The sequence below is a fragment of the Bradyrhizobium sp. 199 genome (assembly GCF_023073355.1).
Classification (GTDB): Bacteria; Pseudomonadota; Alphaproteobacteria; order Rhizobiales; family Xanthobacteraceae; genus Bradyrhizobium.
Genome location: NZ_JADPJI010000005.1, coordinates 1,651,826 through 1,676,081 on the forward strand (window position 1 = coordinate 1,651,826; position 24,256 = coordinate 1,676,081).

At 64.1% G+C, this 24,256-nt stretch carries 28 protein-coding genes; 12 read left to right on the forward strand and 16 right to left on the reverse strand.

Features of this window, described 5'->3' with window-relative positions; genetic code table 11:
• The first annotated feature begins 45 nt into the window (after positions 1–45).
• On the forward strand, positions 46–1,032 hold the full coding sequence (locus IVB28_RS16480; RefSeq protein WP_247527530.1) for a DUF808 domain-containing protein: 987 nt from the start codon (positions 46–48) through the stop codon (positions 1,030–1,032).
• A 31-nt stretch (positions 1,033–1,063) separates the two neighbouring features.
• On the opposite strand, the gene IVB28_RS16485 is transcribed toward IVB28_RS16480, so the two are convergent.
• Complete coding sequence (locus tag IVB28_RS16485; RefSeq protein WP_247527531.1) at positions 1,064–1,567, reverse strand: cupin domain-containing protein; 504 nt, start codon at positions 1,565–1,567, stop codon at positions 1,064–1,066.
• A 21-nt stretch (positions 1,568–1,588) separates the two neighbouring features.
• Positions 1,589–2,068 carry a carboxymuconolactone decarboxylase family protein gene (locus IVB28_RS16490; RefSeq protein WP_247527532.1) on the reverse strand — a complete coding sequence of 160 codons (480 nt, stop codon included), beginning with the start codon at positions 2,066–2,068 and terminating at the stop codon, positions 1,589–1,591.
• 54 nt (positions 2,069–2,122) lie between these two features.
• On the opposite strand from IVB28_RS16490, the gene IVB28_RS16495 reads away from it, so the two are divergent.
• The gene (locus tag IVB28_RS16495; protein ID WP_247527533.1) at positions 2,123–2,650 is read left to right on the forward strand and encodes a MarR family transcriptional regulator; all 528 of its coding nucleotides are present in this window, start codon (positions 2,123–2,125) and stop codon (positions 2,648–2,650) included.
• A 23-nt stretch (positions 2,651–2,673) separates the two neighbouring features.
• Here IVB28_RS16495 and IVB28_RS16500 read toward each other — a convergent pair whose 3' ends face one another.
• From IVB28_RS16500 to IVB28_RS16510, 3 genes are all read right to left on the reverse strand, one after another.
• Positions 2,674–2,865: a hypothetical protein gene (locus tag IVB28_RS16500; RefSeq protein WP_247527534.1), complete on the reverse strand. Its 192-nt coding sequence runs from the start codon at positions 2,863–2,865 to the stop codon at positions 2,674–2,676.
• A gap of 85 nt (positions 2,866–2,950) precedes the next feature.
• Positions 2,951–3,202 (reverse strand): hypothetical protein, encoded by a 252-nt coding sequence (locus IVB28_RS16505; protein WP_346730746.1) that lies wholly within the window; start codon positions 3,200–3,202, stop codon positions 2,951–2,953.
• Between the two features lie 60 nt (positions 3,203–3,262).
• Positions 3,263–3,523, reverse strand: coding sequence for a hypothetical protein (locus IVB28_RS16510; protein ID WP_247527537.1), 261 nt, complete (start codon positions 3,521–3,523; stop codon positions 3,263–3,265).
• A gap of 146 nt (positions 3,524–3,669) precedes the next feature.
• Here IVB28_RS16510 and IVB28_RS16515 point away from each other — a divergent pair, with 146 nt between their 5' ends.
• Positions 3,670–4,899 (forward strand): lytic murein transglycosylase, encoded by a 1,230-nt coding sequence (locus IVB28_RS16515; protein WP_247527538.1) that lies wholly within the window; start codon positions 3,670–3,672, stop codon positions 4,897–4,899.
• A 56-nt stretch (positions 4,900–4,955) separates the two neighbouring features.
• On the opposite strand, the gene IVB28_RS16520 is transcribed toward IVB28_RS16515, so the two are convergent.
• From IVB28_RS16520 to recJ, 3 genes are all read right to left on the reverse strand, one after another.
• The gene (locus IVB28_RS16520; protein ID WP_247527539.1) at positions 4,956–5,753 is read right to left on the reverse strand and encodes an aldolase; all 798 of its coding nucleotides are present in this window, start codon (positions 5,751–5,753) and stop codon (positions 4,956–4,958) included.
• A gap of 96 nt (positions 5,754–5,849) precedes the next feature.
• Positions 5,850–6,659: a glucose 1-dehydrogenase gene (locus IVB28_RS16525; RefSeq protein WP_247527540.1), complete on the reverse strand. Its 810-nt coding sequence runs from the start codon at positions 6,657–6,659 to the stop codon at positions 5,850–5,852.
• A 94-nt stretch (positions 6,660–6,753) separates the two neighbouring features.
• On the reverse strand, positions 6,754–8,595 hold the full coding sequence (gene recJ, locus IVB28_RS16530; RefSeq protein WP_247527541.1) for a single-stranded-DNA-specific exonuclease RecJ: 1,842 nt from the start codon (positions 8,593–8,595) through the stop codon (positions 6,754–6,756).
• A gap of 282 nt (positions 8,596–8,877) precedes the next feature.
• Between recJ and IVB28_RS16535 the strand changes: the two genes are divergently transcribed.
• From IVB28_RS16535 to IVB28_RS16560, 7 genes are all read left to right on the forward strand, one after another.
• Positions 8,878–9,954 (forward strand): methyl-accepting chemotaxis protein, encoded by a 1,077-nt coding sequence (locus IVB28_RS16535; RefSeq protein WP_247527542.1) that lies wholly within the window; start codon positions 8,878–8,880, stop codon positions 9,952–9,954.
• Positions 9,955–10,199: 245 nt separating this feature from the next.
• The gene (locus IVB28_RS16540; RefSeq protein WP_247527543.1) at positions 10,200–10,637 is read left to right on the forward strand and encodes a hypothetical protein; all 438 of its coding nucleotides are present in this window, start codon (positions 10,200–10,202) and stop codon (positions 10,635–10,637) included.
• Positions 10,630–11,862, forward strand: coding sequence for a biotin/lipoyl-binding protein (locus tag IVB28_RS16545; RefSeq protein WP_247527544.1), 1,233 nt, complete (start codon positions 10,630–10,632; stop codon positions 11,860–11,862). The genes IVB28_RS16540 and IVB28_RS16545 overlap by 8 nt, the downstream gene beginning before the upstream one ends.
• 203 nt (positions 11,863–12,065) lie before the next feature.
• Positions 12,066–13,484 carry an OFA family MFS transporter gene (locus tag IVB28_RS16550; RefSeq protein ID WP_247527545.1) on the forward strand — a complete coding sequence of 473 codons (1,419 nt, stop codon included), beginning with the start codon at positions 12,066–12,068 and terminating at the stop codon, positions 13,482–13,484.
• Between the two features lie 25 nt (positions 13,485–13,509).
• Positions 13,510–13,668: a hypothetical protein gene (locus IVB28_RS16555; protein WP_247527547.1), complete on the forward strand. Its 159-nt coding sequence runs from the start codon at positions 13,510–13,512 to the stop codon at positions 13,666–13,668.
• 4 nt (positions 13,669–13,672) lie between these two features.
• The gene (locus IVB28_RS29420; RefSeq protein WP_256466992.1) at positions 13,673–13,798 is read left to right on the forward strand and encodes a hypothetical protein; all 126 of its coding nucleotides are present in this window, start codon (positions 13,673–13,675) and stop codon (positions 13,796–13,798) included.
• 11 nt (positions 13,799–13,809) lie between these two features.
• Positions 13,810–14,019: a hypothetical protein gene (locus tag IVB28_RS16560; protein WP_247527548.1), complete on the forward strand. Its 210-nt coding sequence runs from the start codon at positions 13,810–13,812 to the stop codon at positions 14,017–14,019.
• Positions 14,020–14,033: 14 nt separating this feature from the next.
• Here the strand turns inward: IVB28_RS16560 and IVB28_RS16565 are convergent, their stop codons facing one another.
• The 7 genes from IVB28_RS16565 to IVB28_RS16595 form a co-directional block, all read right to left on the reverse strand.
• Positions 14,034–14,927 (reverse strand): LysR family transcriptional regulator, encoded by an 894-nt coding sequence (locus IVB28_RS16565; RefSeq protein ID WP_247527549.1) that lies wholly within the window; start codon positions 14,925–14,927, stop codon positions 14,034–14,036.
• A gap of 112 nt (positions 14,928–15,039) precedes the next feature.
• On the reverse strand, positions 15,040–16,050 hold the full coding sequence (locus tag IVB28_RS16570; RefSeq protein ID WP_247527550.1) for a 4-hydroxythreonine-4-phosphate dehydrogenase PdxA: 1,011 nt from the start codon (positions 16,048–16,050) through the stop codon (positions 15,040–15,042).
• Positions 16,047–17,585, reverse strand: a complete 1,539-nt coding sequence (locus IVB28_RS16575) for a tripartite tricarboxylate transporter permease (protein ID WP_247527551.1) — start codon at positions 17,583–17,585, stop codon at positions 16,047–16,049. The genes IVB28_RS16570 and IVB28_RS16575 overlap by 4 nt, the downstream gene beginning before the upstream one ends.
• A gap of 11 nt (positions 17,586–17,596) precedes the next feature.
• Positions 17,597–18,079, reverse strand: coding sequence for a tripartite tricarboxylate transporter TctB family protein (locus IVB28_RS16580; protein ID WP_247527552.1), 483 nt, complete (start codon positions 18,077–18,079; stop codon positions 17,597–17,599).
• A gap of 205 nt (positions 18,080–18,284) precedes the next feature.
• Complete coding sequence (locus tag IVB28_RS16585; protein ID WP_247527553.1) at positions 18,285–19,277, reverse strand: tripartite tricarboxylate transporter substrate-binding protein; 993 nt, start codon at positions 19,275–19,277, stop codon at positions 18,285–18,287.
• Positions 19,278–19,340: 63 nt separating this feature from the next.
• The gene (locus IVB28_RS16590) at positions 19,341–20,600 is read right to left on the reverse strand and encodes a CoA transferase (RefSeq protein WP_247527554.1); all 1,260 of its coding nucleotides are present in this window, start codon (positions 20,598–20,600) and stop codon (positions 19,341–19,343) included.
• 9 nt (positions 20,601–20,609) lie between these two features.
• Positions 20,610–21,404: an enoyl-CoA hydratase/isomerase family protein gene (locus IVB28_RS16595; protein ID WP_247527555.1), complete on the reverse strand. Its 795-nt coding sequence runs from the start codon at positions 21,402–21,404 to the stop codon at positions 20,610–20,612.
• A gap of 117 nt (positions 21,405–21,521) precedes the next feature.
• On the opposite strand from IVB28_RS16595, the gene IVB28_RS16600 reads away from it, so the two are divergent.
• Together IVB28_RS16600 and IVB28_RS16605 are read left to right on the forward strand one after the other, a co-directional pair.
• A complete protein-coding gene (locus IVB28_RS16600; protein WP_247527557.1) occupies positions 21,522–22,187 on the forward strand; it encodes a GntR family transcriptional regulator in 666 nt (221 codons plus the stop codon).
• A gap of 304 nt (positions 22,188–22,491) precedes the next feature.
• Positions 22,492–23,463, forward strand: coding sequence for an MBL fold metallo-hydrolase (locus tag IVB28_RS16605; protein WP_247527558.1), 972 nt, complete (start codon positions 22,492–22,494; stop codon positions 23,461–23,463).
• Between the two features lie 69 nt (positions 23,464–23,532).
• On the opposite strand, the gene IVB28_RS16610 is transcribed toward IVB28_RS16605, so the two are convergent.
• Positions 23,533–24,252, reverse strand: a complete 720-nt coding sequence (locus IVB28_RS16610) for a haloacid dehalogenase type II (RefSeq protein ID WP_247527559.1) — start codon at positions 24,250–24,252, stop codon at positions 23,533–23,535.
• Positions 24,253–24,256 lie beyond the last annotated feature (4 nt).

Here is a 24,256-nt window from a genome sequence, read left to right on the forward strand (position 1 = left end):
CATGTCGTCGCGCCCATCGCCAGCTCGAACGAAGGATAGGGGTTGATGAGTGTTGGACTGATCGGTCTTCTCGACGATATCGCGGCAATTGCAAAGGTGGCGGCAGCCTCGCTCGACGACGTGGCGAGCCAGGCCGCCAAGGCAGGCACAAAGGCGGCCGGCGTGGTCATCGACGATGCCGCCGTCACGCCGAATTACGTCATCGGCTTTGCCTCGAATCGCGAGCTGCCGATCGTCGGCAAGATTGCGGTGGGATCGCTCCGCAATAAATTGCTGATCCTGCTCCCCGTTGCCCTGCTGCTCGGATATTTCCTTCCCGCCGCGGTCACGCCGCTGCTCATGCTGGGCGGAGCCTTTCTCTGCTACGAGGGTGCCGAGAAGGTGCTCGAAGCTGTGATGCCGCATCATGCGCACCACCACGAGGCTCAGCTCCAGCCGATTGCGTTGAATGCCCGGTCGGTCGAGGACGAGAAGGTCGCAAGCGCCATCAAGACCGATTTCATCCTGTCGGCGGAGATCATGGCGATCACGCTGGCGGCTCTCCCGGCGGGCAGCATCTGGACGCAGGCACTGGTGCTGGCGCTGGTTGGCATCCTTATCACTGCCGGGGTTTACGGCGTGGTGGCTCTGATCGTGAAGGCGGACGATGTTGGCATGGCCCTCGCGCGCTATGACAGCGCCTCGATCATTGGCGGCACGATCCGCTTGCTTGGACGCGCGCTCGTCCGCGGTATGCCCGTCTTCCTGGTGGTGCTGAGCACCATCGGAACCGCCGCCATGATCTGGGTCGGCGGCGGCATCATCTTGCATGGCATCGAAAAATACGGCCCACCCGTGCTCGGCCGCACGGTCCATGCCGCAACGGAGGCGGCCGCACATGCGCTTCCACCCCTTTCCGGCATCATCGAATGGTCGGTCGATGCGGCCATCTCAGGCTTGCTTGGGCTGCTGATCGGCGCACTCGCGATTCCCGTCGTCCAATACGGTCTCTCGCCGGCATGGAAACGGTTGAAAAGATCGCGGCCGGCCTAACACGACCCCGGTCGCGGATTGCGCGAACCTGCTACTCCAAGAGCGTCGTGAGCTGCGCGCCCTCATCCGCCACGAACACCGCGATCAACTCTGCCGGCTCGGTGGCGCTGGCATTGGCGGAGACCAGATGGGTCGAGCCCGGCGGCTCGAAGAAGGACTGACCGACACCGAACGTCTCGACCGGACCGCCGCCAAGCTGGGACCGGATCTCCCCCTTGGTGATGTAGGCGGTGACGGATCCCGCGTGACGATGCGGACGCGAAAATCCGCCCGGACCATAGAACACGCGCACGATGGTGACGCGCTTGCCCGGCACGTTCGGCAGTGCGTAAGAGCCGATCGGCTCGACCTTGTCGAGCGGCGAGCTCTCGGCGGCCGTGGCGCAGAGCGGCGCCAGTGCGCCCGAGACGGCGTCCATCGTCACCGGCAGCACCTTGCCGATCGCGAGCGCGCAGGCGAGCCCACTCAGGGCGGCGATCGCCATCGAACGCGACGGCATCGGGCGCTGCGCAATGGCCAAACTCATTGCTGTCATGTCGTCCTCCCTGCGTTGCGATCAGGATGCCGCAGCATTCGCCGCCGCCGGCCGCTTGGCCGGTGTCCAGCGATAGGCCGCTCCAAACCGATTCCAGACATTGATCGAGGCGACTGCCGACGTCAGATAGGTCAGCTCGGTTTCGGAGAACTCGCCCGTCGCTTCCGAATAGACCTCCTCGCTGACGCCCCCAGGTAGCAGCGTCAATGCCTCCGCCCAGGCCAGCGCCGCGCGCTCACGCGCGGAAAAGACCGGTGCCTCGCGCCAGACCGCGACCAGATGGAGCTTGTCGGCGGGAACGCCGATCCGTTCCGACAACAGGACGTGGTGCTGCACGCAGAAGGCGCAGCCGTTGATCTGCGAGGCGCGCAGCTTCACGAGTTCGATGAGCTGCTTGTCGAGACCGGCCTTGGTTGCAAGCTGACCGAGCGCCAGAACCAGATCATAGACATCGGGCGCGATCTTCTTGAAATCCTCGTATTCACTGCGGGCGTGTGACATTGCGGCTCACCTCGTCTTATTGTACGCAGGCTTACATCTTATAAGAGCTCTTATATGTCGCGCAAGACCGCTGCCGTCACAAGATCGAAAGTCGTCCGCAAGGCGGCCGCCGACGACGGCACCGTGCGTGTTCCCGCGCCCGGCGAAGGCAAGCGCGGCGAGCAAGGTTATCTCGGCTATCTCCTGCGACAGGCCCATGCCGCGGTCCGCCTGACGATGGAGCGAACGCTTGCGGATCTCGGCGTGACATCGCCGCAATTCGCGGTGCTGACCATGCTCAATGCCTATCCGGGACTGTCAGGCGCCGACGTCGCCCGCCTCACCTTCCTGACGCCCCAGACCGTCGGAGTCATCATCCGCAATCTCGAACGCGACGGCGCGATTCTGATGACGCCGCATCCCGTCCACGGCCGCATCCAGCAATGGACGCTGAGCTCACGCGGCGCGACGCTCTTGAAGGCGTGCCGGGAACGTGTGATCGCACTCGAAAAGCGGCTGGCGAAAGGCTTGGACAGCAAGGACGAAACTGCGATCCGGCGGTGGCTAGCTGGCATTGCAGCTGATTTGAAGGAGGAGGGCTAAGCGGGCACTCGACGCAGACACACCTAGTCGCCGCCTGCGCCGTCCCCGCCTCCGTGCCCACCACCATCGCAACTGCCGAAATCAGGGAAGTCGCTACCGCCGCCGCCCTGAATGCCGCGTCCAAAGTTCTCGGCAAGGATCATCAGGATCACGACGAACAGTCCGGCGCCGAACGGCCAGGGGTTGGCACGGATGATGTCGAACAGCTCCCGCATGCGCGCATTCTGCGCAGACGGAAGCGAACCGACCGTAAAGTGACACACCTAAAAACGGGGATATCGTGCTTGGCCAACGGCGGCCCTAGCCGCCCTTCAACACTTTCTTAACCTCGCCGTCGGGCCAGCTCTCGCCCGCCGCGATCACCCGCACGCGGCTGAGGTCCGTGCCGTTCACCAGCACGTGCGAACTCACCCGCTCGCCGCTCGGCTCCAGGTGCAGATCCGTCTCGGGCTTCCAGCTCAGCGTCGTCGCGAGATCGCCGGGAAATATCTGCCATTGGGATCCGTCGTCGAGTTCGACCAAGTGGCTTTCCGCATGCGCGCGTATCTTCATTCCACCCCGAATCTCGATGAACAAAATGGGCCCCGCGCTCCGGCCGGGGCCCCTGCTCGATCAGTCGTTGTCGTGATGAATCACGGTTTTTTCGCGGTTACCGAATTCATCTTCCTTCTTGATCACCGTGGTGCGGTCGGCGGGCTCACGCTCCTTGATGACGGTGGTACGGTCGCGATCGCGGTCTCGCTCGCGATATTCATGGGACTGACCAACCGTCACGCCCGCGCCGACCGGGCCAACGTGAACACCGACCTCGTCCGCCAACGCAGGCACTGCGATGGCGCTGGCAAGCGCCGCGGCAAACAGATATTTCCTCATCTTGTTCTCCTCCGATGTGATGTGGGGGAATGCTGGAGTGCGACAGTTTGTTCCGAGGAGGAGCTGATGTGGCCGTGCACAAATCAAGCGTATTGTTGTTCCAGGAACCGACTCACACGAGCCATGTTTCCGGCTAGAATGTGCCCATGAAACACGCTGATTCCTCGCTTCGTCCAACGCGCCGCGCCCTGCTTCAATCCGCGCTCGGTGCAGCCGCTGTGCTCGCACTTCCGACACGCGTCCTCGCCGCACCTCCAGGTTTTGACGAATGGCGCGAAGCCTTTCGCGCACGTGCGATGGCGAAGGGCGTTTCTGCCGCGACCTGGCAGCGCGCGATGGCGCGGGTCGAGCCGGACATGAGCGTGTTCAAGCAGATGCGCAGTCAACCGGAATTCCACGAGCAGGTCTGGCAATATATCAACCGGCGCGTTTCCGACTGGCGCATCATCAACGGCAAGATCGCCCTGAAGAACAACGAGGCGTTGCTCGCGCGTATCGAACGCGATTTCGGGGTCGAGCGCGGTACGCTGCTGGCGCTGTGGGGCGTCGAGTCCGCCTATGGCGATCCTCTGGTGCAGCAGAACCACATGACGCCGGTGTTTCCCTCGCTTGCCGCGCTCGCCTGGAATGAGCCGCGCCGCAAGGCCTATTGGGAGACCGAGCTGATCAACGCGCTACGCATCGTCGACAAGGGCTGGAGCACGCCGGAGCAGATGCAGGGATCCTGGGCCGGCGCGATGGGGCATTCGCAATGGATGCCGGAAGTCTGGCTCAATGTCGGGATCGACTACGATGGCGACGGCAAGGTCTCGCCGTTCGGAAAGCCCGACGACGCGCTGGGCTCGACCGCCAAATATCTCGTCAATCGCGGCAAATGGTATCGCGGCGAGCATTGGGGCTATGAGGTGCGCGCCGCCGGCACTATGAGCGGCAGCCGTACCTATGCGGCATGGCAGGCGGCCGGCGTCAGCCGCGCCGACGGCCAGCCTTTCCCGCAACCGAATGCGTCCGCGCAGATGTGGACGCCGGTCGCGGGCGGACCGACCTTCTTGCTCGGGCCGAACTTCTACTCGGTGAAGAGCTACAATCCGTCGATGAACTATGCGCTGGCGATCTGCCATCTCGGCGACCGCTGCCTCGGGGCACCGCCTTTCATCCAGCCCTTCCCCGGCTCGGAGCGCGCCCTGACGCTGGCCGAGGTGCAGGAGATGCAGACGCGTCTAACAAAAGCCGGCTTCGACACCGGCGGCACCGACGGCCGTGTCGGGAACGACACCATGAAGGCGATCAAGGATTTCCAGCAACGTGCGGGGATCACGCCGGCGGACGGTTATGGCGGGCTGAAGGTGCTGGCCAAGCTGCGGCAGGGCTCGTAGGCCGCGACGTCATTCCGGGCTCACGCCAACTGGCGCGCCCCGGAATGACACTTTGTTCAATGCCGGTACTGCGGCTCCTCGGCATCGAGCTGCCGCCGGACCGCGGCAAGATGCAGCCGCGCGGATTCGGAATCGCCTTCACGCATCTGCCTGTAGGTTTCGGCCGCGATCGCGGGATCGACGGGCAGCACTTTTCGTCCCGTTGACATCGCCAGCACCTGCACCTCGGCGGCGCGCTCGAGGTAATAGAGATCGTCCCAGGCTTCCGCGATGGTCGGTGCCAGCACCATCACGCCGTGATGCTTCATGAAGATGATGTCGGCATCCCCCACAGCCGAAGCAATGCGCGCGCCCTCCTGGTTGTCGAGCGCGAGGCCGTTGTAGTCGCGGTCGACGGCAGTGCGGCCATAGAACTTCAGCGCGGTCTGGCCGGCCCAGATCAAGGGATCGCCCTCGGTCATCGACAGCGCCGTGGCATAGGGCATGTGGGTGTGGAAGGCGACCTTGGCGCGCGGCAGGCGCTTGTGCATCTCGGCATGGATGTAGAACGCGGTCGCCTCGGGTACGCCCTCGCCGTCAAGCACGTTGCCATGGAAATCGCAGATCAGAAGCTTGGACGCGGTCAGCTCGCGAAAGGCGTAGCCATAAGGATTGACGAGGAACAGATCGTCATGGCCGGGCACCACAGCCGAGAAGTGGTTGCAGATGCCTTCTTCGAAGCCATTGCGCGCCGCCATGCGGAAACAGGCGGCGAGGTCCTCGCGCGCAGTGCGGATCGCATCGGTCGCAAGGTCCGGCCGGTTCGAGCGGAATGGCGCTGATGCGGGTGAGGAAGCGTGAAGGCTGTGCGCCATGGCGGAGGACACCTCTGTCGGTCGAGAGCTGCCCGGGTTGTACAGGGGCCGCGCCTGCGCGTCAGCCCCTGCGCGTGCCGCCCTGCCCTGCGCGGCTCAGGCCCGCCGCGGCACGCCGCCCGCGTTCATGCCGCCGTCGATGACGAGTTCGCTGCCGGTGACGTAGCGCGAGGCATCGGAGGCGAGATACAGCACACCGGAAGCGATCTCCGCGGCCTGGCCGGCACGGCCGAGCGGCGTGACGACCTTCGCGCGCTCCTCCGGATCGATCGGCGCGTTCTGGCCGGCGCCCGTTGCGCCCGTCGGGATCTTGCCCCAGATCGGCGTGTCGATGATGCCGGGATGAACCGAATTGACGCGGATGCCGTCGCCCGCAGCCGCGCATTCCATCGCGATCGACTTGGCGAACAGCCGCACGCCGCCCTTGGTCGCCGAATAGGCCGACAACCCGGGCGAGCCGCGCAGGCCCGCCAGCGACGACATCATGACGATCGAGCCGCCGCCATGCTTGCGCATCAGGGGCAGGCAATGCTTGACCGAGAGAAAGACGCCGTCGAGGTTGATCGCGTTCTGCTTGCGCCAGTCGGACAGCGTCATGTCGACGATCGAAGGCACGGCAATGCCGATGCCGGCGTTGGAGACCATGATGTCGAGCCGGCCATAGCGCCTGGCAACCTCGGTGACGATCTCGATCCAGCGCTCCTCGTTGGTGACGTCCTGCGGCAGGAAGATCGCCTTGCCACCAGCTTTCGTCACTCGCTGGGCGAGTTCAGGGCCCCGCAGCTCGTCGATGTCGGTGATCACGACAGCGGCGCCCTCGCGCGCGAACAGCTCGACGATGGCTTCGCCGATGCCCGAGGCGCCGCCCGTCACCAGCGCGACCTTGCCCTCAACCTGCCCTGCCATGTTCACTCCCTTTCTTTTTGTTGTCTGAGCGCATTATTTTTCGCGCATGATCTCCGCGCAAACACGCTCCGCGTTTGTCGCGTCGGATGTAGCGCTATCTAATCACGGATGGCCCCTGGTCCGGTAGCGCGACGTCGATGACGCGGAATTGCACGCGTTCGGTGCCCTGATAGCGATCGACCGAGAGCGAGCCCGCGACATGCAGTTGCTGGCCGCGGTTGGCGAGCAGCGCGTTGCCGAGCTTCTGGCCGACCGAGCGGAACGCGATGCCGTTGACAATGGCGCCGTCGCCCGACTTGAAGCGCAGACGCAGATGCGCCTGCCCGACCTCATCTGCAAAGACGAGTTGATGCGCCGGCAACGCCAGCACGGCTTCCGGATTGCCGCTACCGAACGGACCGGCACGGTTCAGCGTCGCCGCAAGCTCCGTCGTCACCGCACGCGCAGAGACCGCGCCGTCGATATAGAGCTCGTTGACGTGGCGTGCCTCGGCGACGTCCTGCGCCAGCGCGTTCTCGAGATAGGCGCGGAATTCGGCGAGCTTCTCCTTCCGCAACGTCACGCCTGCGGCCATCGCGTGCCCGCCGCCCTTGAGCAAAATGCCGTCGGTGACCGCCTGCCGCACTGCTTTGCCGAGATCGACCCCCGCGATCGAGCGGCCCGATCCGGTGCCGATGCCGCCTGGCTCCAGCGCAATCGCAAAGGCCGGCCGCGAAAACTTCTCCTTCAGGCGGGAGGCAATGAGCCCGACGACGCCGGGGTGCCAGCCTTCCGACGCCGTGACGATCACGCCGAGCTTGTCCTCCAGCCCGATCGAGGCCAGCGCCTCGGCTTCGGCCTGCGCTTCCGCCGCATGCTCGATGACGCGTCTCTCGCTGTTGAGGCGGTCGAGTTCGGCGGCGATCCGCGCGGCCTCGACGCTGTCGCCTTCCAGCAGCAGCCGCACGCCAAGATCGGCGCGGCCGATGCGGCCGCCGGCATTGATGCGAGGGCCCAGCATGAAACCGAGATGCCAAGCCTCCGGTGGCCCGTTGAGCCGCGCCACGTCCATCAGCGCGGTATGACCGACATGATCGCGGCGCCGCATCGCGATCAAACCCTTGGCGACGAACGCGCGGTTGAGGCCGATCAGCGGCGCCACATCGGCAACCGTGCCCAGCGCAACGTGATGCAGCATGCCGAGCAGATCCGGCTCGGGCATCTCCGCGTTCCAGAACCCGCGCTGGCGCAGCTCGCGGTTGACGGCGACCAGCGTCACCAGCACGAGACCGACGGCGGCGAGATGGCCGAGGCCGGAGAGATCGTCGAGCCGGTTCGGATTGACCAGCGCGTCGACCTCCGGCAGCTCCGTGCCGACCTGGTGATGATCGATCACGACCACGGACATGCCGAGCCGCTTCGCTTCAGCCAGCGGCTCGATGCTGGTGGTCCCGCAATCGACAGTGACGAGCAGCGTGGCGCCCTTGGCCGCGAGCCCGCGAACCGCTTCGACGTTCGGGCCATAGCCCTCAAAGATGCGATCGGGAATGTGGATCAGCGGATCGAGCCCGCAATGGCGCAGATGCCAGGCCAGCAGCGCCGCCGAGGTCGCACCATCGACGTCGTAGTCCCCGAAGATCGCGACCTTCTCGCCCCTCGCCGCGGCATCCGCGATCCGCTTGGCGGCGGCTTCCATCTCCGTCACCGTGAACGGGTCCGGCAGAAGCTTGCGGATGGTCGGATCGAGGAAGTCCGCGACTGCGTCGATATCGACGCCGCGCCCCGCCAGCACGCGCGCCAGCAGCTCCGGCAATTGATGCCGCTGCACGATGGCAAGCGCCTTGGCCGCCCCACGCGCGTCGAGCCGGTCGCGCCAGAGCTTGTCGGTGAGCGAGCGCGCAACGCCGAGGAACGCCTGGGGCGCTTCGACGGGCAAGGCGGTGGCTGGCGGCGTCATGATTCGTGAGCGATCTTTGGGAACTCGGGACCCCGGACGAACACGCGGGCGTCCGGTCACTGGCGGATTGGCCGGGAATCCGCCGAACTTTGCAACGGCAGCGGCCTACAAAGCGGTGGATGGCTCTCCGACAGAGCTGAGTGACTATCATTTGAGCATACCGCGCAATAGCAAATTAAGCGGGCGTTAGGCGGAATCTTCGAAAAAGACTTTTATTCGATCTGTAATCTGTTGTTTCGGGTTCGTTGCAGATCAGACCTCATTGCCAAGGGAAATCCCCCGATGTCTGCTGCGCTGGGTCTGAAAGCCAAGCCAACCGCGCCCGAACCCGCTGACGATGATTCCGACATCTCCGCGCTGATCAACCGCCTGACTGCGGAGGTCAACCAGATCGCGGTCGACAAGACCAAGTCGATCCAGCAGATCACCAACCAGATGAAGATGCTGGCGCTGAACGCGCTGATCGAGAGCTCGCGCGCCGGCGCGCAAGGCGCGGGCTTTGCGGTGGTAGCCCAGGAGGTGCGCGGCGTCGGCCAGCAGGTGGAGACCATCGCACGCGAGCTCGAAAGCCAACTGACAAAGCGCACCGGAGATCTCGTCGCCTCGATCGAGCGCATGAGCCAACGCTCGCGCGGCGAGCGCATGATGGACTTGTCCCTGAACGCGATCGAGCTGATCGACCGCAACCTCTATGAACGAACCTGCGACGTGCGCTGGTGGGCGACCGATTCCGCCGTGGTCGATTGCGCGGCCTGCCCCGGCGCGGCGGCCGTCTCGCACGCCTCGCAGCGCCTCGGCGTGATCCTCAGGGCCTACACGGTCTATCTCGACCTCTGGCTCTGCGACCTCGATGGCAACGTCATCGCCAATGGCCGCGCCGACCGCTTTCGCGTCGTCGGCCAGAACGTCGCCCACACCAAATGGTTTCGCGAGGCGCGCAGCTTGCGCTCCGGTGACGACTATGTCGCCGGCGACGTCGAGAACCAGCCGCTGCTCGGCAACGCGCAAGTTGCGACCTATTGCGCCAGCGTTCGTGCCGGCGGCGAGGCCAACGGCGTCCCGATCGGCGTGCTCGCCATCCATTTCGACTGGGAGCCGCAGGCCCGCGCCATCGTCCAGGGCGTGCGCATCGGCGACAGCGACAGGGCCCGCGTGTTGCTGGTCGATTCGAATTTGCGCGTCATCGCGGCGTCGGACGGCCAGGGCATCCTCAGCGAGCGCATCTCGATCTCGCTGAACGGCCAGCGCTCCGGCTTCTATCGCGACCGCAACGGTTCGCTGGTCGCCTTTCACGCGACGCCGGGGTACGAGACCTATCGTGGGCTCGGCTGGTATGGTGTGATCGTCCGCGGCGCGTGAGGCGCCCCGCAACATCGGACGGGTAGCCCGCCCCACCAAACTTGCAAAAACAACCCCATGCACAGTAGCCAAGGGGTTGTCTTCGCTAGTTGTTTTGCACTCGCCAAAATTTTTTGACACGTCGGCCAAAACAGCAGCGGGCAGCCTGACACAATCCTTGCTCTTTCCCGCGTTAGGGAACAATGTCGGGCAATGTACGAGCCTCACCGTGGGCTCTCGAGCTTCTTCTGGCGGGGGGAACGAGCTTGAGCGAACAAATGCATCCAGCAGCGCCGCATCATCTGCCATTCTTCCTACCCGGACCCGACGGCTCGGACGCCCTGATGGTTGTCATGGGCATCTTCCTCATCGTCGTCTTGTTTTGGGTGGGCACGCTCTATTGGAAGCTGCACAGTCTTCCGGAGCGCATGGCGCACAAATCGCAGAAGCTGCAATTCGAGATCGTCGCCGTACTCGGCCTCATCTCGCTGTTTACGCACATGCACATCTTCTGGATCGCAGGCCTCCTGCTCGCGATGATCGACCTGCCCGACTTCTCCACGCCGCTGCGCACCATCGCCGGCTCGGTGGAGCGGATCGCCGATGCAGCGCCGCAGACGCCGCGATCAGCATCCGAAACCGAGCCGACTGGCATTTCCGGCACGAAGAATGCGTCGAACGAGGGAGTTCAAGGTCATGCTTGAGCTCCTGCTTTGCTCGCTTGTGACGATACTTCCGGACTATCTTTATCGCCACTACCGGCAGGGCAAGCGGTTCGGCAAGGAAATCACGCTCTACTCGGTCTGGTACGAGCTGAGGTGGGGCATCACCGGCTGCCTGATGCTGACCATCGCGCTGATCACCATGATCTTCTACTATCATCCCTCCACAAGTTCGGCGACGCTCTACTTCCGCACCGTGCCGATCCTGCCCGAAGTCGCCGGCCGCGTCGCCGAGGTCAACGTCGAGTACAGCGCGCCCGTGAAGAAGGGCGACGTCCTCTTCCGCCTGGACAGCGCCAAGCAGCAGGCGGCGCTCGAGACGGCAAAACGAAAGGTCGCTGAGGTCGACGCCTCGCTGATCAGCGCACGGGCCGATGTGGTCAAGGCGGAAGCCCAAATTGGAGAAGCGAAGGCGGCTTGGCAGCAAGCGCGGGACGAACTCGACAGCAAGGGCGAATTGCAGCGGCGCAATCCCGGGATCGTGCCGCAGCGCGACATCGAAAAACTCCAGGTCATAGTCGATCAGCGGCAGGCGGGCGTCGACTCCGCGAGTGCCGCAAGGGAGGCTTCGGCCCTGCGAATCTCGACGCTGCTGCCCGCCGAGAAGGCGAGCGCCGAGGCTGCAATAGCAGAGGCGCAAGTCGATCTCGACAAGACCTCCATTCGGGCCGGCGTCGATGGACGAGTGGAGCAATTCCTTCTGCGCACCGGCGATGTCGTCAACCAGATGATGCGGCCCGCTGGCGTCTTGATCCCGGCGGGCGCGGGCCGGCGCTCATTGCAGGCTGGTTTCGGTCAGATCGAAGCCCAGGTCATACGACCCGGCATGCTTGCGGAGGCGACTTGCATCTCGAAACCCTGGGTCATCATTCCGCTCGTGGTCACAGGCGTTCAGGACTACATCGCCGCCGGACAATTCAGATCGGGCGAACAGCTCATCGACCCGCAAAATCTGCGGCAGCCGGGCACGATCCTGGCGTTTCTCGAACCGCTCTATAAGGGCGGCCTCGAGGGCGTCACACCAGGCTCGACCTGCATCGTGAACGCTTATACGAGCAACCATGATGCGATAGCAGACCCCAAGACCGACGCAATCAAGGGATTTGCCCTGCATGTCGTCGATGCCACCGGGCTGGTGCACGCCCTTCTGTTGCGTATTCAAGCCCTGCTGCTGCCGGTCAAGACGCTGGTCCTGAGCGGCCACTGATCCCCGAAATCCAGGGGGAATGATCCCCTACCGATTGTCTCCTGCTCATCTTTGGCCGCACGATTTCATATCGGCTTATCCGATAGTAAGAGCCAATATTATTCGTTTGCCAAACTTGTACTCCCACGTAGCTTCTCAGGCGCGCGATCGCTCGGCAGCCGCACGGCTGGCCTCACACAGAGAGAGCGACGGGGAGGACCTGGATGACGACCACGCTCGACGCTTCGGAACTGCCTTCGCGCTCGCTGCTGTCGTTCCTCGATCGCGAGCATACGATCGCAAAGCCGGGCTACAGCCGCTGGATGGTGCCGCCTGCGGCACTGTGCGTCCATCTCTGCATCGGACAGGCTTACGCCTTCAGCGTGTTCAATCTGCCGATGACCAAGCTGATCGGCATCACCCAATCGACGCCCGCAGACTGGAAGCTCACGGATCTCGGCTGGATCTTCTCGATCGCGATGGTTTTCCTCGGCCTGTCAGCGGCGATCTTCGGGCGCTGGGTCGAGGAAGGCGGTCCACGACGGGCGATGTTCACCGCCGGGATCGCCTGGGCCAGCGCATTTATGATCTCGGCGCTCGGTGTCCATCTGCATAGTCTCTGGATCATCTATCTCGGCTATGGCGTGATCGGCGGCTGCGCGCTCGGCATCGGCTATATCTCGCCGGTCTCGACGCTGATGAAATGGTTCCCTGATCGGCCAGGCATGGCCACCGGCATGGCGATCATGGGCTTCGGGGGCGGCGCGCTGATCGCATCGCCCTTCTCGGTCTGGCTGATGAGCAAGTTTGCAGGCCCCAGCGATGTGGGCGTGCTCGGCACCTTCCTCACCCTCGGCTGCGTCTACTTCGTGTTCATGATGGTCGGCTCCGCAATCGTGCGGGTCCCGGCGGCCGGGTGGAAGCCGGAAGGCTACGTGCCTCCCGCAGCGACCACCAAACTGATCACGAAAAACGACGTGTTCGTCTACCAGGCGATCAAGACGCCGCAGTTCTGGCTGATCTGGATTGTGCTGTTCTGCAACACCACAGCAGGCATAGGCGTGCTCGGCCAAGCCTCGGCGATGAGCCAGGAGATGTTTCCGGGACAAATCACCGCGCTCGCTGCCGCCGGACTGGTCGGACTGATGAGCCTCTTCAACATGGGCGGTCGTTTCAGCTGGGCCTCGATGTCCGACTTCATCGGGCGCAAAAACACCTATTTCGTCTACATGGTGCTGGGCTTTGCCCTCTACGTGACGGTGCCTTATGCCGGCGCAAGCGGCAATGTCGTCCTGTTCGTGCTGTGCTTCCTGATCATCGTCAGCATGTATGGCGGCGGATTTTCCACCGTGCCGGCCTATCTGCGCGACATGTTCGGCACCCGCTATGTCGGCGCCATTCACGGTATCCTTCTCACCGCCTGGTCCATGGCGGGCATCGCCGGTCCGGTGCTGATCAACTACATCCGCGAATACAATGTGACGCACGGCGTGCCGAAGGCACAGGCCTACAACACCACCATGTACATCATGGCCGGGCTGCTCGTGGTCGGCTTTCTCGCCAATCTCTGCGTCCGCGCCGTCGACAGGCGCCATCACATGAAAGACGACGACACGGCAAGCCTCGAACCGGCGCGCGCTTGACGCGCGCCACGCAAAAGGAGCAACCATGACCACGACATCGCGAAGCGAAGCATCATTCTCCCAGCTGCTGCTGAGTTGGCTCGCCTATCGGCTGTCCGGGACCATGGCTGCGATCAAGCCGGCATATCGGGCCAGCGAGATCGCGGCGGCAGTCGCGGCCGGCAACAATCCCGTCGGGGCATGACATCATGCAAAACGCTCAGACGGCGAGGACCACCCCGCTGCAATTGGCGCTGGCCTGGAGCTTTGCAGGCATCCCCCTGCTCGCAGGCGTCATCCAGACCCTGCTCAACGCCATGAAGCTGTTTCAATAGGCAAGAGGCCGATGCGCCCCACGAACAGGCACGCAACGCCGCTCGGCCACGCGCGACGATTGATCTGCGACGAAGGCTTTGCCGTCTCCATGCTGGCCGCGGTGATCGCCGCCGTGGTTCTGGCCTTCGGCTTCGGCGCGACCGTGGACATCGTTGTCGCGATGCTGGCGATTGGCGCCGTGACGGCCCTCGCCGAGACCCGCCTGCACAGACGCGGGTAGCTTCGAACAGGCCGTCAGCGACGCTTGCGTGTGGCACGCACCGGCATTTCGATCATGCGGCGGGTCTGCTCGGCGGCGAGGTCCCGCATGATCGCGATCGCGCTCTGAACGTGATCGTCGGGCTGGTCGAGTGAGTGCACGACATAGGCCGGCATCGAGAATTTCGGTCCACCGGCAACTAGATGCAAGCGCCGGGCCTTGAGCAGCGGCTCCACGATCCGGTGTGGGAAGTAACCGGAGCCGCCGTTGGCGAGCACGTGCTGAAGCCCGAGCCAGCCGATGTTCGCAGTCAGCGCGGGTCCCGCAAAATTGGGAAACACGGCGCTGTGGCGGGCATAGAATTCCGGCCCCCAGTCGACATAGACGTAACCATCCTGCGGCTCCGGTTCGCTTCTGGGCTTGGTCGAGACCAGCACAAGCTGCTCCTCCATCAGCAACTCGACCTTGAGGCCCGGGCGGCTTTGCGGCGTGTACATCACGCCGATGTCGAGGCGGCCTTCGACGAGGCCCTGCATCAACTCCGGCTCCAGCGCGCTTTCCGCACGGATCGAGATCAGCGGATTGGCTTCCTGCATCCGGGGCAGCCAGAGCAAGAGAAACTCCTCCCACAAGCCGATGCGGCCACCGACCACCAGCGTCCCGCTAAAGCCCTTGGGAAGGCCCACATCGTGCCGGGCCTGCTCGACGGTGCGGACCAATGTCGAAGCGTGACGCTGAAACTGCCGTCCGGCTGCCGTCAGCGTCGCACCCGCCTTGTTGCGAACGAACAGCGTGCAGCCGAGTTGGTCTTCGAGGGTGTGAATACGGCTGCTGATAGTGGATTGGCTAACGTGAAGCCGCTCAGCCGCCGTGATGAAATTGCCCGAAGCAACTACGGTCAGAAACGTACGAGCGAGTTCGGTGTCCACGGCCTCTCTCACAGTTCGAGAAGTCCGATATGAAACGAAACAACTCTCGAAATGTCAAATTGAAGGGATCGACCAAGGAGGGACCGACCAAGGAGGGATCGACCAAGGCAAGTCAGATTCGATCGGAGTCACGCGCCGCCATTTCCGCCGCCAGCAGCAGCGCGGCACGGCTGGCGCCGATCGATGCAATGCCCTGCCCTGCGATGTCGTAGGCGGTGCCGTGTGCGGGCGTGCAGATCGGAAATGGAAAGCCGCCGAGCAAGGTCACGCCGCGATCGAAGCCCATCAGCTTCATCGCGATCTGGCCCTGGTCGTGATACATCGTCAGCACCGCATCGAAGGCGCCGCCCTTGGCGCGCAGAAATACGGTGTCGGCCGGGAATGGTCCCTCCGCGGCAATGCCCTCGCGCTGAGCGGTCGCGACCACGGGCGCGATGATGTCGATCTCCTCGCGGCCGAAATTGCCGCCGTCGCCTGCATGCGGATTGAGACCCGCAACCGCAATGCGCGGCCGCGCGAAGCCGGCCTTGCGCATGCAGCTATCGGTCAGCGTGAGCGCGCGATGGATGCGCTCGCTGGATAGCCGCCCGGCGACGTCCTTGAGCGGGATGTGGGAGGTCACCCGTGCATTCCAGAGCCGGTCGAGCACGTTGAACTCGCTCGCCGGCGTCTTGAGACCGACCACCTCGGCCGAAAACGCGATCTCGTCATCATAGTCCGCGCGGGCAAGCCGCATCGCCTGCTTGTTGAACGGCGTGAAGCAGACGGCATCGGCACGTCCGTCGCGGCCCAGTTCAAGTGCGTGTTTGTAATTCGCCAGGGCAAACTTCCCGCCGGCGAGGGTCGCAGTCTTCGGTTCGACCGCTTTGGCATCGAGATGGCCGAGATCGACAAACTGCGCCTCGCCCTGTACCGCGCGCAGATCGGCGCCCTGCTCCACTGTCTTCAGCTCCGGCTTGACCCCGGCAATGCGCGCGCCTTCGTCGAAGATGCGGCGGTCCCCGACGATGACGAGCCGAGTTTGGGCGCGGATGTCGTCCTGCACCGCGAGCTTCGCCGTCAGCTCCGGGCTGATCCCGGCGGGATCCCCCATTGCCAATGCAATCAGCGGCTTTGCGGTCATATGATCACCTTCTCCTGGGCGGTCGTTTCGGCTGCGGGCGCTGCCGGCTTGCGCCAGAGCCGCGCGAGCTGCAACACGAGCGGAAGCAGCAAAAGCGCAAGGCCGGCCACGATCAGGCACGTCACCAGCTTGTTTGCAAAAAAGATGCTGAGAGATCCCTTGGACATCAGCATCGACTGCCGGAACGCATCCTCGGCCTTGTCACCGATCACGATCGCGAGCACGAGCGGCGCCAGCGGATAGAACAGCTTCTTGAAGAGATAGCCGACGATCCCGAAGCCCAGCATCATCACGACGTCAAGATAGGAGTTCGACACCGAATAGGCGCCGACGACGCAGATGATCACGATCAGCGGCGCGATGACCACGAAGGGAATCCGCATCAAGGCGGCGAAGACCGGAACGGTCAGCAGCACCAGAGCGACGGCAACGATATTACCGACATACATCGAGGCGATCAGGCCCCAGACGAAGTCCTTCTGGTCGACGAACAGCATGGGCCCGGGATTGAGACCCCAGATCATCAGCCCGCCCATCATGACGGCCGCGGTTGCCGAGCCGGGAATGCCGAGCGAGAGCATCGGCAGTAACGCGCTGGTGCCGGCGGCATGATCGGCGGTCTCCGGCGAGATGATGCCCTCGACCTCCCCTGTGCCGAAATGCCGGCCGCGACGCGAAAAGCGACGGGCGATGCCGTAGCTCATGAATGATGCCGCGGTCGGGCCGCCCGGCGTGATCCCCATCCAGCATCCGATCGCAGCGCTGCGCAGCAGCGCAACGCTATGCCGCGGCAGGCGGCCGATCGCGCGAAACACCTCGCGCCACTCGATCTTCGAAGACACCGCGCGGGCATGAAATTCTTCCTCGACCGCGACCAGCAGTTCGCCGATGCCGAACAAGCCCATCACCGCAACGACGAAGTTCACGCCTTTGACCAGTTCGTCGACGCCCATGGTGAGGCGCACGCTGCCGGATACCGTGTCGATGCCGATCGCGGCGATCGCAAAGCCGATCGCCAGCGCCACGATTGTCTTGACCGGAGCCGCGCCGCCCATGCCGACGAAGCTGGCGAAGGCCAGGAAATAGACGGCAAAATACTCGGCCGGCCCGAAGGCGAGCGCGACCTGCGCCACCCAGGTTGCGAGGAAGGTGATCAGGATGACGCCGATCAGCGCACCGAAGGCAGCCGAGCCGAAGGCGGTCGCGAGTGCCGTGGTCGGCCGGCCGTCCCGCGCCATCGGATAACCGTCGAAGGTGGTTGCGACCGAAGACGGCTCGCCCGGGATGTTGAACAGGATCGAGGTGACGGAGCCGCCGAACAGTGCGCCCCAATACATGCTTGAGAGCAGGATGATAGCCGACACCGGCTGCATGCCGAAGGTCAGCGGCAGCAGCAGCGAGACGCCGTTCGGCGCGCCCAGCCCCGGCAGCACGCCGACGAGAATGCCGAGCAGCACGCCGACGACCATCAGAGCCAGATGGGGCACGGTGACCGCGATGGTGAAGCCGTGCCAGAGCTCTGAGAGATTCTCCATCGGCTTCTCCGTTAGAAACCGAGCGCCGCGGCGAGCGCGCCGTGCGGCAGGCTGACCTGGAACATGCGCTCGAACACCACATAGAGCGCGAGCGCGGTCGCCGCCGCCATGGCGAGCGCGCGCGGCACGGATTGGTGCCGGGGAATTGCAAGCACCGTGAAGACATAGAGCGAGGATGCGACGTACATCCCGGCGAGCGGGATCGCGGCGACGAAGATCGCGGCCGGCACGAACAGGCCGGCAAGACGGCGCAGTTCGATCGACGTGATCGCAATGGGAACATTTGCGAGCGTCGCCGCCGGCAGCACGCTCCGCACCAGATTGTAGAGACTTCCGAGCACGATGATGATGCCGGTCAGGAACGGGAACGTGCCGGCTTCGACCCCCGTGCTCGACCAGCCGATGCCATTGTCGAGGCTTGAGACGACGACGGTCACACCAAAACTGCCGGTGAGGACGGCGGTCGCAAGTTCAAGCGCGCGGCGGGAGATCATTCGGGGCTCCCGATGACGAGAGACAACGGCGCGTCATTCACCAGCCTCGTCCTGAGGGGCGCGCCCTTGCGCGCGTCTCGGACGGCCACAGGCGAGATGGCGCCCGCGGCCATCCTTCGAGACGCCCGCTTTCGCGGGCTCCTCAGGATGAGGTTCTCAGATGCGGTTTGCATCATGGAAGCGCCTGGCCCACGAACAATTCAGCTCACTTCACCAGCCAGCCCTGCTCGCCGGCGACCTGCTTGACGTGCTCGAGGTCCTCCTTGATGAACTTGTCAAACTCGGCACCGGTGAGGAACGTGTCGACCTGGGAGGTCTTCTCGATGTAGTCCTTCCACTCCGGCGTCGCCTGCACCTTCTTCATGAGGTCGACATAGAACGCGGCCTGGTCCGGCGTGACCTTGCCGGGCAGCCACACCGTGCGCGGCTGCTCATATTGCTTGATGTCGAGTCCCTGCTCGACGCAGGTCGGGATGTCGCTCCAGCCCTCGGTTGCGGTGACCTTGGGCCCCTGCGGCAGCCGCTTCGGACTGAAAACACAAAGCGGACGCTGCGTTCCGCCGCGCCATTGCCCGAGGCTCTCGCTGGGATTGTTGACGTGGGATTCGAGGTGTCCGCCGGCGAGCTGGACCGCAGTCTCGGCGCCGCTCTTGAAGGGGATATAGGTCAGCTTGACCTTGCCGGCCTTCTCGATCATGCGCGTCAGCACCTCGTCGGTGTCCTTTGACTGCGCGCCACCCATCTTGAATTCGCCCGATGCGGCGGCCTTCAGATAGTCGCCCGCCGTCTTGTAGGGCGCGTCCTGCTTGACCCAGAGCAGGAACTCGTCCTGCGCCATCGCGGCGATCGGGGTGAGATCGGTATAGTTGAAGGCGACCTTGGAGACGAGCGGCTGCTGCCAGGCGTTCGAGGTCCCGAAGATCACCTTGTAGGGATCGCCGGCGGAGGCCTTGCCGTAGACGTAGCCCTCGGCGCCGCTGCCGCCGCCCTTGTTGACGACAACGATCGGCTGCTCCACCAGCTTATGCTTGGTGATGATGTTCTGCACCGCGCGGGCGAGATTGTCGGTGCCGCCGCCGGGCCCCGCGGTGGCCACGAACTCGATCGGCTTTTGCGGCTGCCAGGCGCTGAGCGCCGGCATCGTGCCGGCGAGCACGGCTGCGGCTGCGGAGAGCAGAAGCTTTGACGTCCGACCCATGATTTCCTCCAGCTGATTTGTCTTTTATGTTTTTGTCTTTGTGCTTGTCGTCTCGAGCTCCGCTCAGGCGACGCGTTCCTCGCGTCTTCCTGATGCCAGCACAATCGCGCCTTCTTTTTCGAGCGCTTCGATCTGGTTCTGGTCGAACCCGTGCTCGGCCAGAACCTCGCTGGTGTGCTCACCATAGACCGGCGCGCCTGATCGCACTTTGCCCGGGGTCTCCGAAAATTTGACGGGAAGACCGATGGTCTTGACCGGACCGAGCGTGGAATGCTCGACCTCGACGACCATCTCGCGCGCCAGCGTCTGGGGATCACTGAGCGCTTCCAGCATGTCATGCACGGGGCCGCACGGCACGCCCTTCTCGTCCAGCGCCGCGAGCCAGTGCGCTCGCGACTTGGTGCGGAAACGCTCGCTCAGGACCGCTTCGAGCGCTTTCAGATTGGCCATGCGGTCAGCCCCGGTGACGAAGCGCGGATCGGCGGCGAGCTCGCTGGCGCCGAGCGCCTCCAGCATCAACAGCCAGTGCTTCTTGTTGGCGCCGCCGACCACAAGCCAGCCGTCGGAGGCCTCAAAGGCCTGATACGGCGCGTTGAGCGGATGGGCCGAGCCCATCGCGCGTGGTGCCGTGCCCGCGGCCAGCGCGATGGTCGACTGCCAATAGGTCTGCACCAGGGCAGCCTCATAAAGGGAAGTCTCCACCCACTGACCCTCGCCGGTCTTGAGACGGTGCGTATAGGCGGCGAGGATGCCCATGCTCGCGAGCAGACCTGCGGTGATGTCGGACAGCGGCGGACCGCATTTCACGGGCGGCCCGTCGGGACGTTCCCCGGTAAAGCTCATGATGCCACTCATCGCCTGCGCGACGAGGTCAAAACCGCGGCGATGCTTGTAGGGACCGGTGCGGCCAAAGCCCGACAGCGAGCAGTAGATCAGTGCCGGGAATGCGGCGTGCAGCTCCTCATAGCCGAAGCCGAGGCGCTCCATCGCACCGGGCGCAAAATTCTCGACCAGCACGTCGGCGTCCGCGATCAGCCGGCGCAATACCTGCTTGCCGCCGTCGGTCTTCAGGTCCAGCACGATGCCGCGCTTGTTGCGGTTCATCATCAGGAAGGAGGCCGCCTCGTCGCCGATCTTCGGCGGCACCGAGTGGCGGGTGTCGTCACCGTTCGGCGATTTCTCGATCTTGATGACGTCGGCGCCCATGTCGGCGAGCATCAGGGTGCAGGTCGGCCCAGCCATGACATGGGTGAGATCGATGACCTTGAGGCCGGCAAGCGGCCCCGAACGGCGGGGGGTTGATTGCGATCGGTCGCTTTGCATCGGCCCGTCCTATTGGCCGCGCCATTGCGGCGGGCGCTTGTTGAGGAAAGCATCGAGCCCTTCGCGAAAATCCTGGCTCGTGTAGCACATCAGGATGAGGTCTTCGCCCTCGTCCCCCGTCAGCCGCCCTTGCAGGCGCGCCACCGCCTGCTTGGTCGCATTCAGCGTCAGCGGCGCATGGCTGGCGAGGAGGCGCGCCACCTCGTCGGCGCGCCGATCGAGAGCTTCGATATCCTCGACGACCTCGCCGAGCAGCCCCACGCTTGCGGCCTCCGTGGCGCCGACGAGGCGCGCGGTGAAGATGAGATCCTTGACGCGCGCGGCGCCGATGAGCGCGGTGAGACGGCTGACATTGGACATCGACAGGCAGTTGCCGAGCGTTCGGGCGATGGGAAACCCGATCTTCGCGGTTGTCGTGCCGATGCGCAGGTCGCACGCTGCCGCAATGCCCGCCCCGCCGCCGGTGCAGAAACCGTTGATCGCCGCGATGGTCGGCACGCGGCACTGTTCGAGCGTGGTCAGCACGCGATCAATGCGGTTCTCGTAGTCGATCGCGTCCTGGGGCGTGCTGAATTCGCGGAACTGGTTGATGTCGGTGCCCGAGGCGAACGCCTTGTCGCCGGCCCCGCGTAGCACCAGCACCTTGATGGCGTGGTCGCGGTTGGCTTCCTCGCAGACCGCGGCGAGCCGCTCGTACATGGCGAAGGTGAAGGCGTTGCGGGCCTGCGGGCGGTTGAAGGTGATCCGTCCGATGCCGTCCTTGCATTCAAAAACCAGGTCGTCTGCCTCGGCTTGCAGGTCCATTTCCTCGACGTCCTTCTATTTCTTATATTTTTGAATGCAAAATCTGGGTTTTTCAAGCTGGAACTTCGAAATATCTGCGTGTAAGCTCATTTTTGAATGCAAATTGAGCTCAGACCTATGCTCCATGAAGACGTCGTCGGACGCATCCGCACCATCCTGCTCGACGGCGAAATCCCGCCGGGCGCCCGAATCCCCGAACGGGAGCTGTGCGAGCGGCTCGAGATTTCGCGCACGCCGCTGCGCGAGGCGCTCAAAGTGCTGGCTGCGGAAGGTCTCGTGCAGTTGCTGCCGCATCGCGGCTCGCGCGCGGCAAAACTGACCGACAAGGACATGCGCGACCTGTTCGAGGTCTGCCAGGGACTGGAGGCGCTCGCCGGCGAGCTCGCCTGCGAGCGCATCACTGACGGCGAGATCGACGCGATCGCCGCCATGCATGCGGACATGGTCCAGCATCATCGCGAGGGCGACCTGATCCAGTACTACCGTGGCAACCGCGCCATTCACGAAGCCATCGTCAACGCGGCCGGAAACCCCGTGCTCGCGGGGTTGTACACCTCCGTGACGGCGCGCATCCGGCGCGCGCGCTACGTCACGCCGATGACGCCGCAGCGCTGGGCGCTCGCCGTGAAGGAGCATGAGGCAATCCTGAACGCGCTCCAGAGGCGCGACGGCGCCGGCCTCTCCCATATCCTGCGTGCGCATCTGCGCCATAAGCGCGAAGAGGTGCTGCAGGCGGGCTTTGCCGAGACAGAAGGCAATGATTTTATGCCGCGAATTGCGTGAGGCGGCGTTCGCGAAGCAAAAAGAATCCTGCAATCCCGCCGCATCGCGGCCAGGAGACATAATCGCGACACAATCATTGACTGCCATCGGCCGCTCTGGTCGGAGGTGCTGACGAGAGCAACCTCGGCAAGGGACGTCTTTTGTCGCGCCGGAATTGCGCATCCAATTTTGACAAGCCGCGATTATCACCGAACCGTTTCCACTTGCTAGCTTGTTTGAACCGGCGCAGCATTCGACTCTCGGCTCAGGCCGAATGTACGCGCAAACAATCGCGCAAAACAAAAGACAAAAGCGGAGGAAACGCATGACAATCGATGTCTCACGTCGGTCCTTGTTGGCTCTTGGGGCTGGCCTTGGTGCCAGCGCAATGCTCGGCAGCAGCGCGATGGCGCGCGCTCCCAAGCTCGGCACGCAAACGCCCTACTGGCACCGCTTCGTTCTCGGCGACGCGGAAGTCACCGTCGTCTCTGACGGACCGTTGCCGCTCGGCGATCCCTCGGGCACCTTCACCGGCGTTTCCAAGGAAGAAGTGAAGAAGATGCTGTCCGACAATTTCCTGTCGCCGGACAATGTCGTGCTCGAGCAGAACTCGCCGATCGTGAACACGGGCGACAAGCTCATCCTGTTCGATACCGGCATGGGTTCCTCGAAGGCCTTCGGACCGACCACCGGGCGACAACAGAAGAGCATGACCGAGGCGGGCATCAAGCCAGGGGACATCGATGCGGTGGTCTGCTCGCATGCCCATATCGATCATATCGGCGGCATCGTGGACGAAGGCGGCAAGCCGCTGTTTCCGAACGCCCAGGTCTACATTTCCCAGACCGATTTCGATTTCTGGACCGACGAGGGCAAGCTCGGCAGCCCGGTCAAGGACTTCGTCGTCCACGCCCGCAAGAACCTGCTGCCGGTCCGCGACCGCATCGTGTTCTTCAAGGACGGCCAGGAATTCTTGCCGGGCGTGCAGGCGATTGCGGCGCCCGGTCATACCGTCGGCCACACCATCTTCATGGTGTCCTCGGCCGGCAAGTCGTTCGCCTTCCTCGGCGATCTCTCGCACCATGCCGTGCTGCTGCTCGAACGGCCGCGCATGGAATTCTCCTACGACACCGATCCGAAGCAGGCGGCGGAATCGCGCGTAAAACTGCTGACGATGCTGGCGGCGAACAAGACCCCGGTGATGTCCTATCACTTCGCCTGGCCGGGCTACGGCCATGTCGCCAAGGCCGGTGAGGGATTCCATTATTATCCCGAACCGATGCAGATGACGCTGTAGCTCGTCAAGTCCGGGCGGCGCGTGCCGCCCGGATCGACGATGCACGCGGACGTCTTGTCAAGGCCGCCGTCAGCACCCCAGCCGGTCGGCGATGCCGCCAAAGTCCTTGGCCACGATGTCCCATTGTCCCGTCGCTTCGAAATCGACCTTCTGAAGCGGCCCGTACTCTGTCGGCCGCGCCACGAAGGCGGTCTTCAGGCCGTTCTTCTGTGCGGCCGCGAGATCGCCGTTATGGGCGGCGACCATCATCACCTCGCCCGGCTCAAGGCAAAGCAGCTTTGCTGCACCGAGATAGGTCTCGGGATCTGGCTTGTAGTGCTCGAACAACTCGGCCGACATGATGAGGTCCCACGGCAGGCCTGCGAACTTCGCCATGTTGGTGAGCAGCGCGACGTTGCCGTTCGAGAGCGGCGAGATCACGAATTTCGCCTTCAGTCGCCTGAGGCCGGCGACGCTGTCGGGCCAGGGGTGCAGGCGGTGCCAGCCTTTGGTGAGATAATCGAGATCGGCGTCGGTGAGACCCTTGATCGAGAATTGATCAACCAGCTTTTCCAGCGAGCGGCGGTGCAGATCGTCGAGCATGACATAGCCGCGCTCGGGATGTTTGCGCACGTCGTCCATCGAGGCCATGTACATGCCGCGCCAGCCATCGACCAAAGCAGTCCAGTCGGCGCTGATGCCGCGCTGTTTGCCCCACCACATGAAGTCGCTGATCAGGCTGGTGCGCCAGTCCACGACCGTCCCGAACACGTCGAACACGAGGGCCTTGACGGCCGAGAGATCGGACATGCGC

Excerpts from the sequence above, each read along its gene's own strand:
- IVB28_RS16480 (WP_247527530.1), top strand. The coding sequence starts at position 46 with ATGAGTGTTGGACTGATCGGTCTTCTCGACGATATCGCGGCAATTGCA.
- IVB28_RS16485 (WP_247527531.1), bottom strand. The coding sequence starts at position 1,567 with ATGACAGCAATGAGTTTGGCCATTGCGCAGCGCCCGATGCCGTCGCGT.
- IVB28_RS16490 (WP_247527532.1), bottom strand. The coding sequence starts at position 2,068 with ATGTCACACGCCCGCAGTGAATACGAGGATTTCAAGAAGATCGCGCCC.
- IVB28_RS16495 (WP_247527533.1), top strand. The coding sequence starts at position 2,123 with ATGTCGCGCAAGACCGCTGCCGTCACAAGATCGAAAGTCGTCCGCAAG.
- IVB28_RS16500 (WP_247527534.1), bottom strand. The coding sequence starts at position 2,865 with ATGCGGGAGCTGTTCGACATCATCCGTGCCAACCCCTGGCCGTTCGGC.
- IVB28_RS16505 (WP_346730746.1), bottom strand. The coding sequence starts at position 3,202 with ATGAAGATACGCGCGCATGCGGAAAGCCACTTGGTCGAACTCGACGAC.
- IVB28_RS16510 (WP_247527537.1), bottom strand. The coding sequence starts at position 3,523 with ATGAGGAAATATCTGTTTGCCGCGGCGCTTGCCAGCGCCATCGCAGTG.
- IVB28_RS16515 (WP_247527538.1), top strand. The coding sequence starts at position 3,670 with ATGAAACACGCTGATTCCTCGCTTCGTCCAACGCGCCGCGCCCTGCTT.
- IVB28_RS16520 (WP_247527539.1), bottom strand. The coding sequence starts at position 5,753 with ATGGCGCACAGCCTTCACGCTTCCTCACCCGCATCAGCGCCATTCCGC.
- IVB28_RS16525 (WP_247527540.1), bottom strand. The coding sequence starts at position 6,659 with ATGGCAGGGCAGGTTGAGGGCAAGGTCGCGCTGGTGACGGGCGGCGCC.
- recJ (WP_247527541.1), bottom strand. The coding sequence starts at position 8,595 with ATGACGCCGCCAGCCACCGCCTTGCCCGTCGAAGCGCCCCAGGCGTTC.
- IVB28_RS16535 (WP_247527542.1), top strand. The coding sequence starts at position 8,878 with ATGTCTGCTGCGCTGGGTCTGAAAGCCAAGCCAACCGCGCCCGAACCC.
- IVB28_RS16545 (WP_247527544.1), top strand. The coding sequence starts at position 10,630 with ATGCTTGAGCTCCTGCTTTGCTCGCTTGTGACGATACTTCCGGACTAT.
- IVB28_RS16550 (WP_247527545.1), top strand. The coding sequence starts at position 12,066 with ATGACGACCACGCTCGACGCTTCGGAACTGCCTTCGCGCTCGCTGCTG.
- IVB28_RS16555 (WP_247527547.1), top strand. The coding sequence starts at position 13,510 with ATGACCACGACATCGCGAAGCGAAGCATCATTCTCCCAGCTGCTGCTG.
- IVB28_RS29420 (WP_256466992.1), top strand. The coding sequence starts at position 13,673 with ATGCAAAACGCTCAGACGGCGAGGACCACCCCGCTGCAATTGGCGCTG.
- IVB28_RS16560 (WP_247527548.1), top strand. The coding sequence starts at position 13,810 with ATGCGCCCCACGAACAGGCACGCAACGCCGCTCGGCCACGCGCGACGA.
- IVB28_RS16570 (WP_247527550.1), bottom strand. The coding sequence starts at position 16,050 with ATGACCGCAAAGCCGCTGATTGCATTGGCAATGGGGGATCCCGCCGGG.
- IVB28_RS16575 (WP_247527551.1), bottom strand. The coding sequence starts at position 17,585 with ATGGAGAATCTCTCAGAGCTCTGGCACGGCTTCACCATCGCGGTCACC.
- IVB28_RS16580 (WP_247527552.1), bottom strand. The coding sequence starts at position 18,079 with ATGATCTCCCGCCGCGCGCTTGAACTTGCGACCGCCGTCCTCACCGGC.
- IVB28_RS16585 (WP_247527553.1), bottom strand. The coding sequence starts at position 19,277 with ATGGGTCGGACGTCAAAGCTTCTGCTCTCCGCAGCCGCAGCCGTGCTC.
- IVB28_RS16590 (WP_247527554.1), bottom strand. The coding sequence starts at position 20,600 with ATGCAAAGCGACCGATCGCAATCAACCCCCCGCCGTTCGGGGCCGCTT.
- IVB28_RS16595 (WP_247527555.1), bottom strand. The coding sequence starts at position 21,404 with ATGGACCTGCAAGCCGAGGCAGACGACCTGGTTTTTGAATGCAAGGAC.
- IVB28_RS16600 (WP_247527557.1), top strand. The coding sequence starts at position 21,522 with ATGCTCCATGAAGACGTCGTCGGACGCATCCGCACCATCCTGCTCGAC.
- IVB28_RS16605 (WP_247527558.1), top strand. The coding sequence starts at position 22,492 with ATGACAATCGATGTCTCACGTCGGTCCTTGTTGGCTCTTGGGGCTGGC.
- IVB28_RS16610 (WP_247527559.1), bottom strand. The coding sequence starts at position 24,252 with ATGTCCGATCTCTCGGCCGTCAAGGCCCTCGTGTTCGACGTGTTCGGG.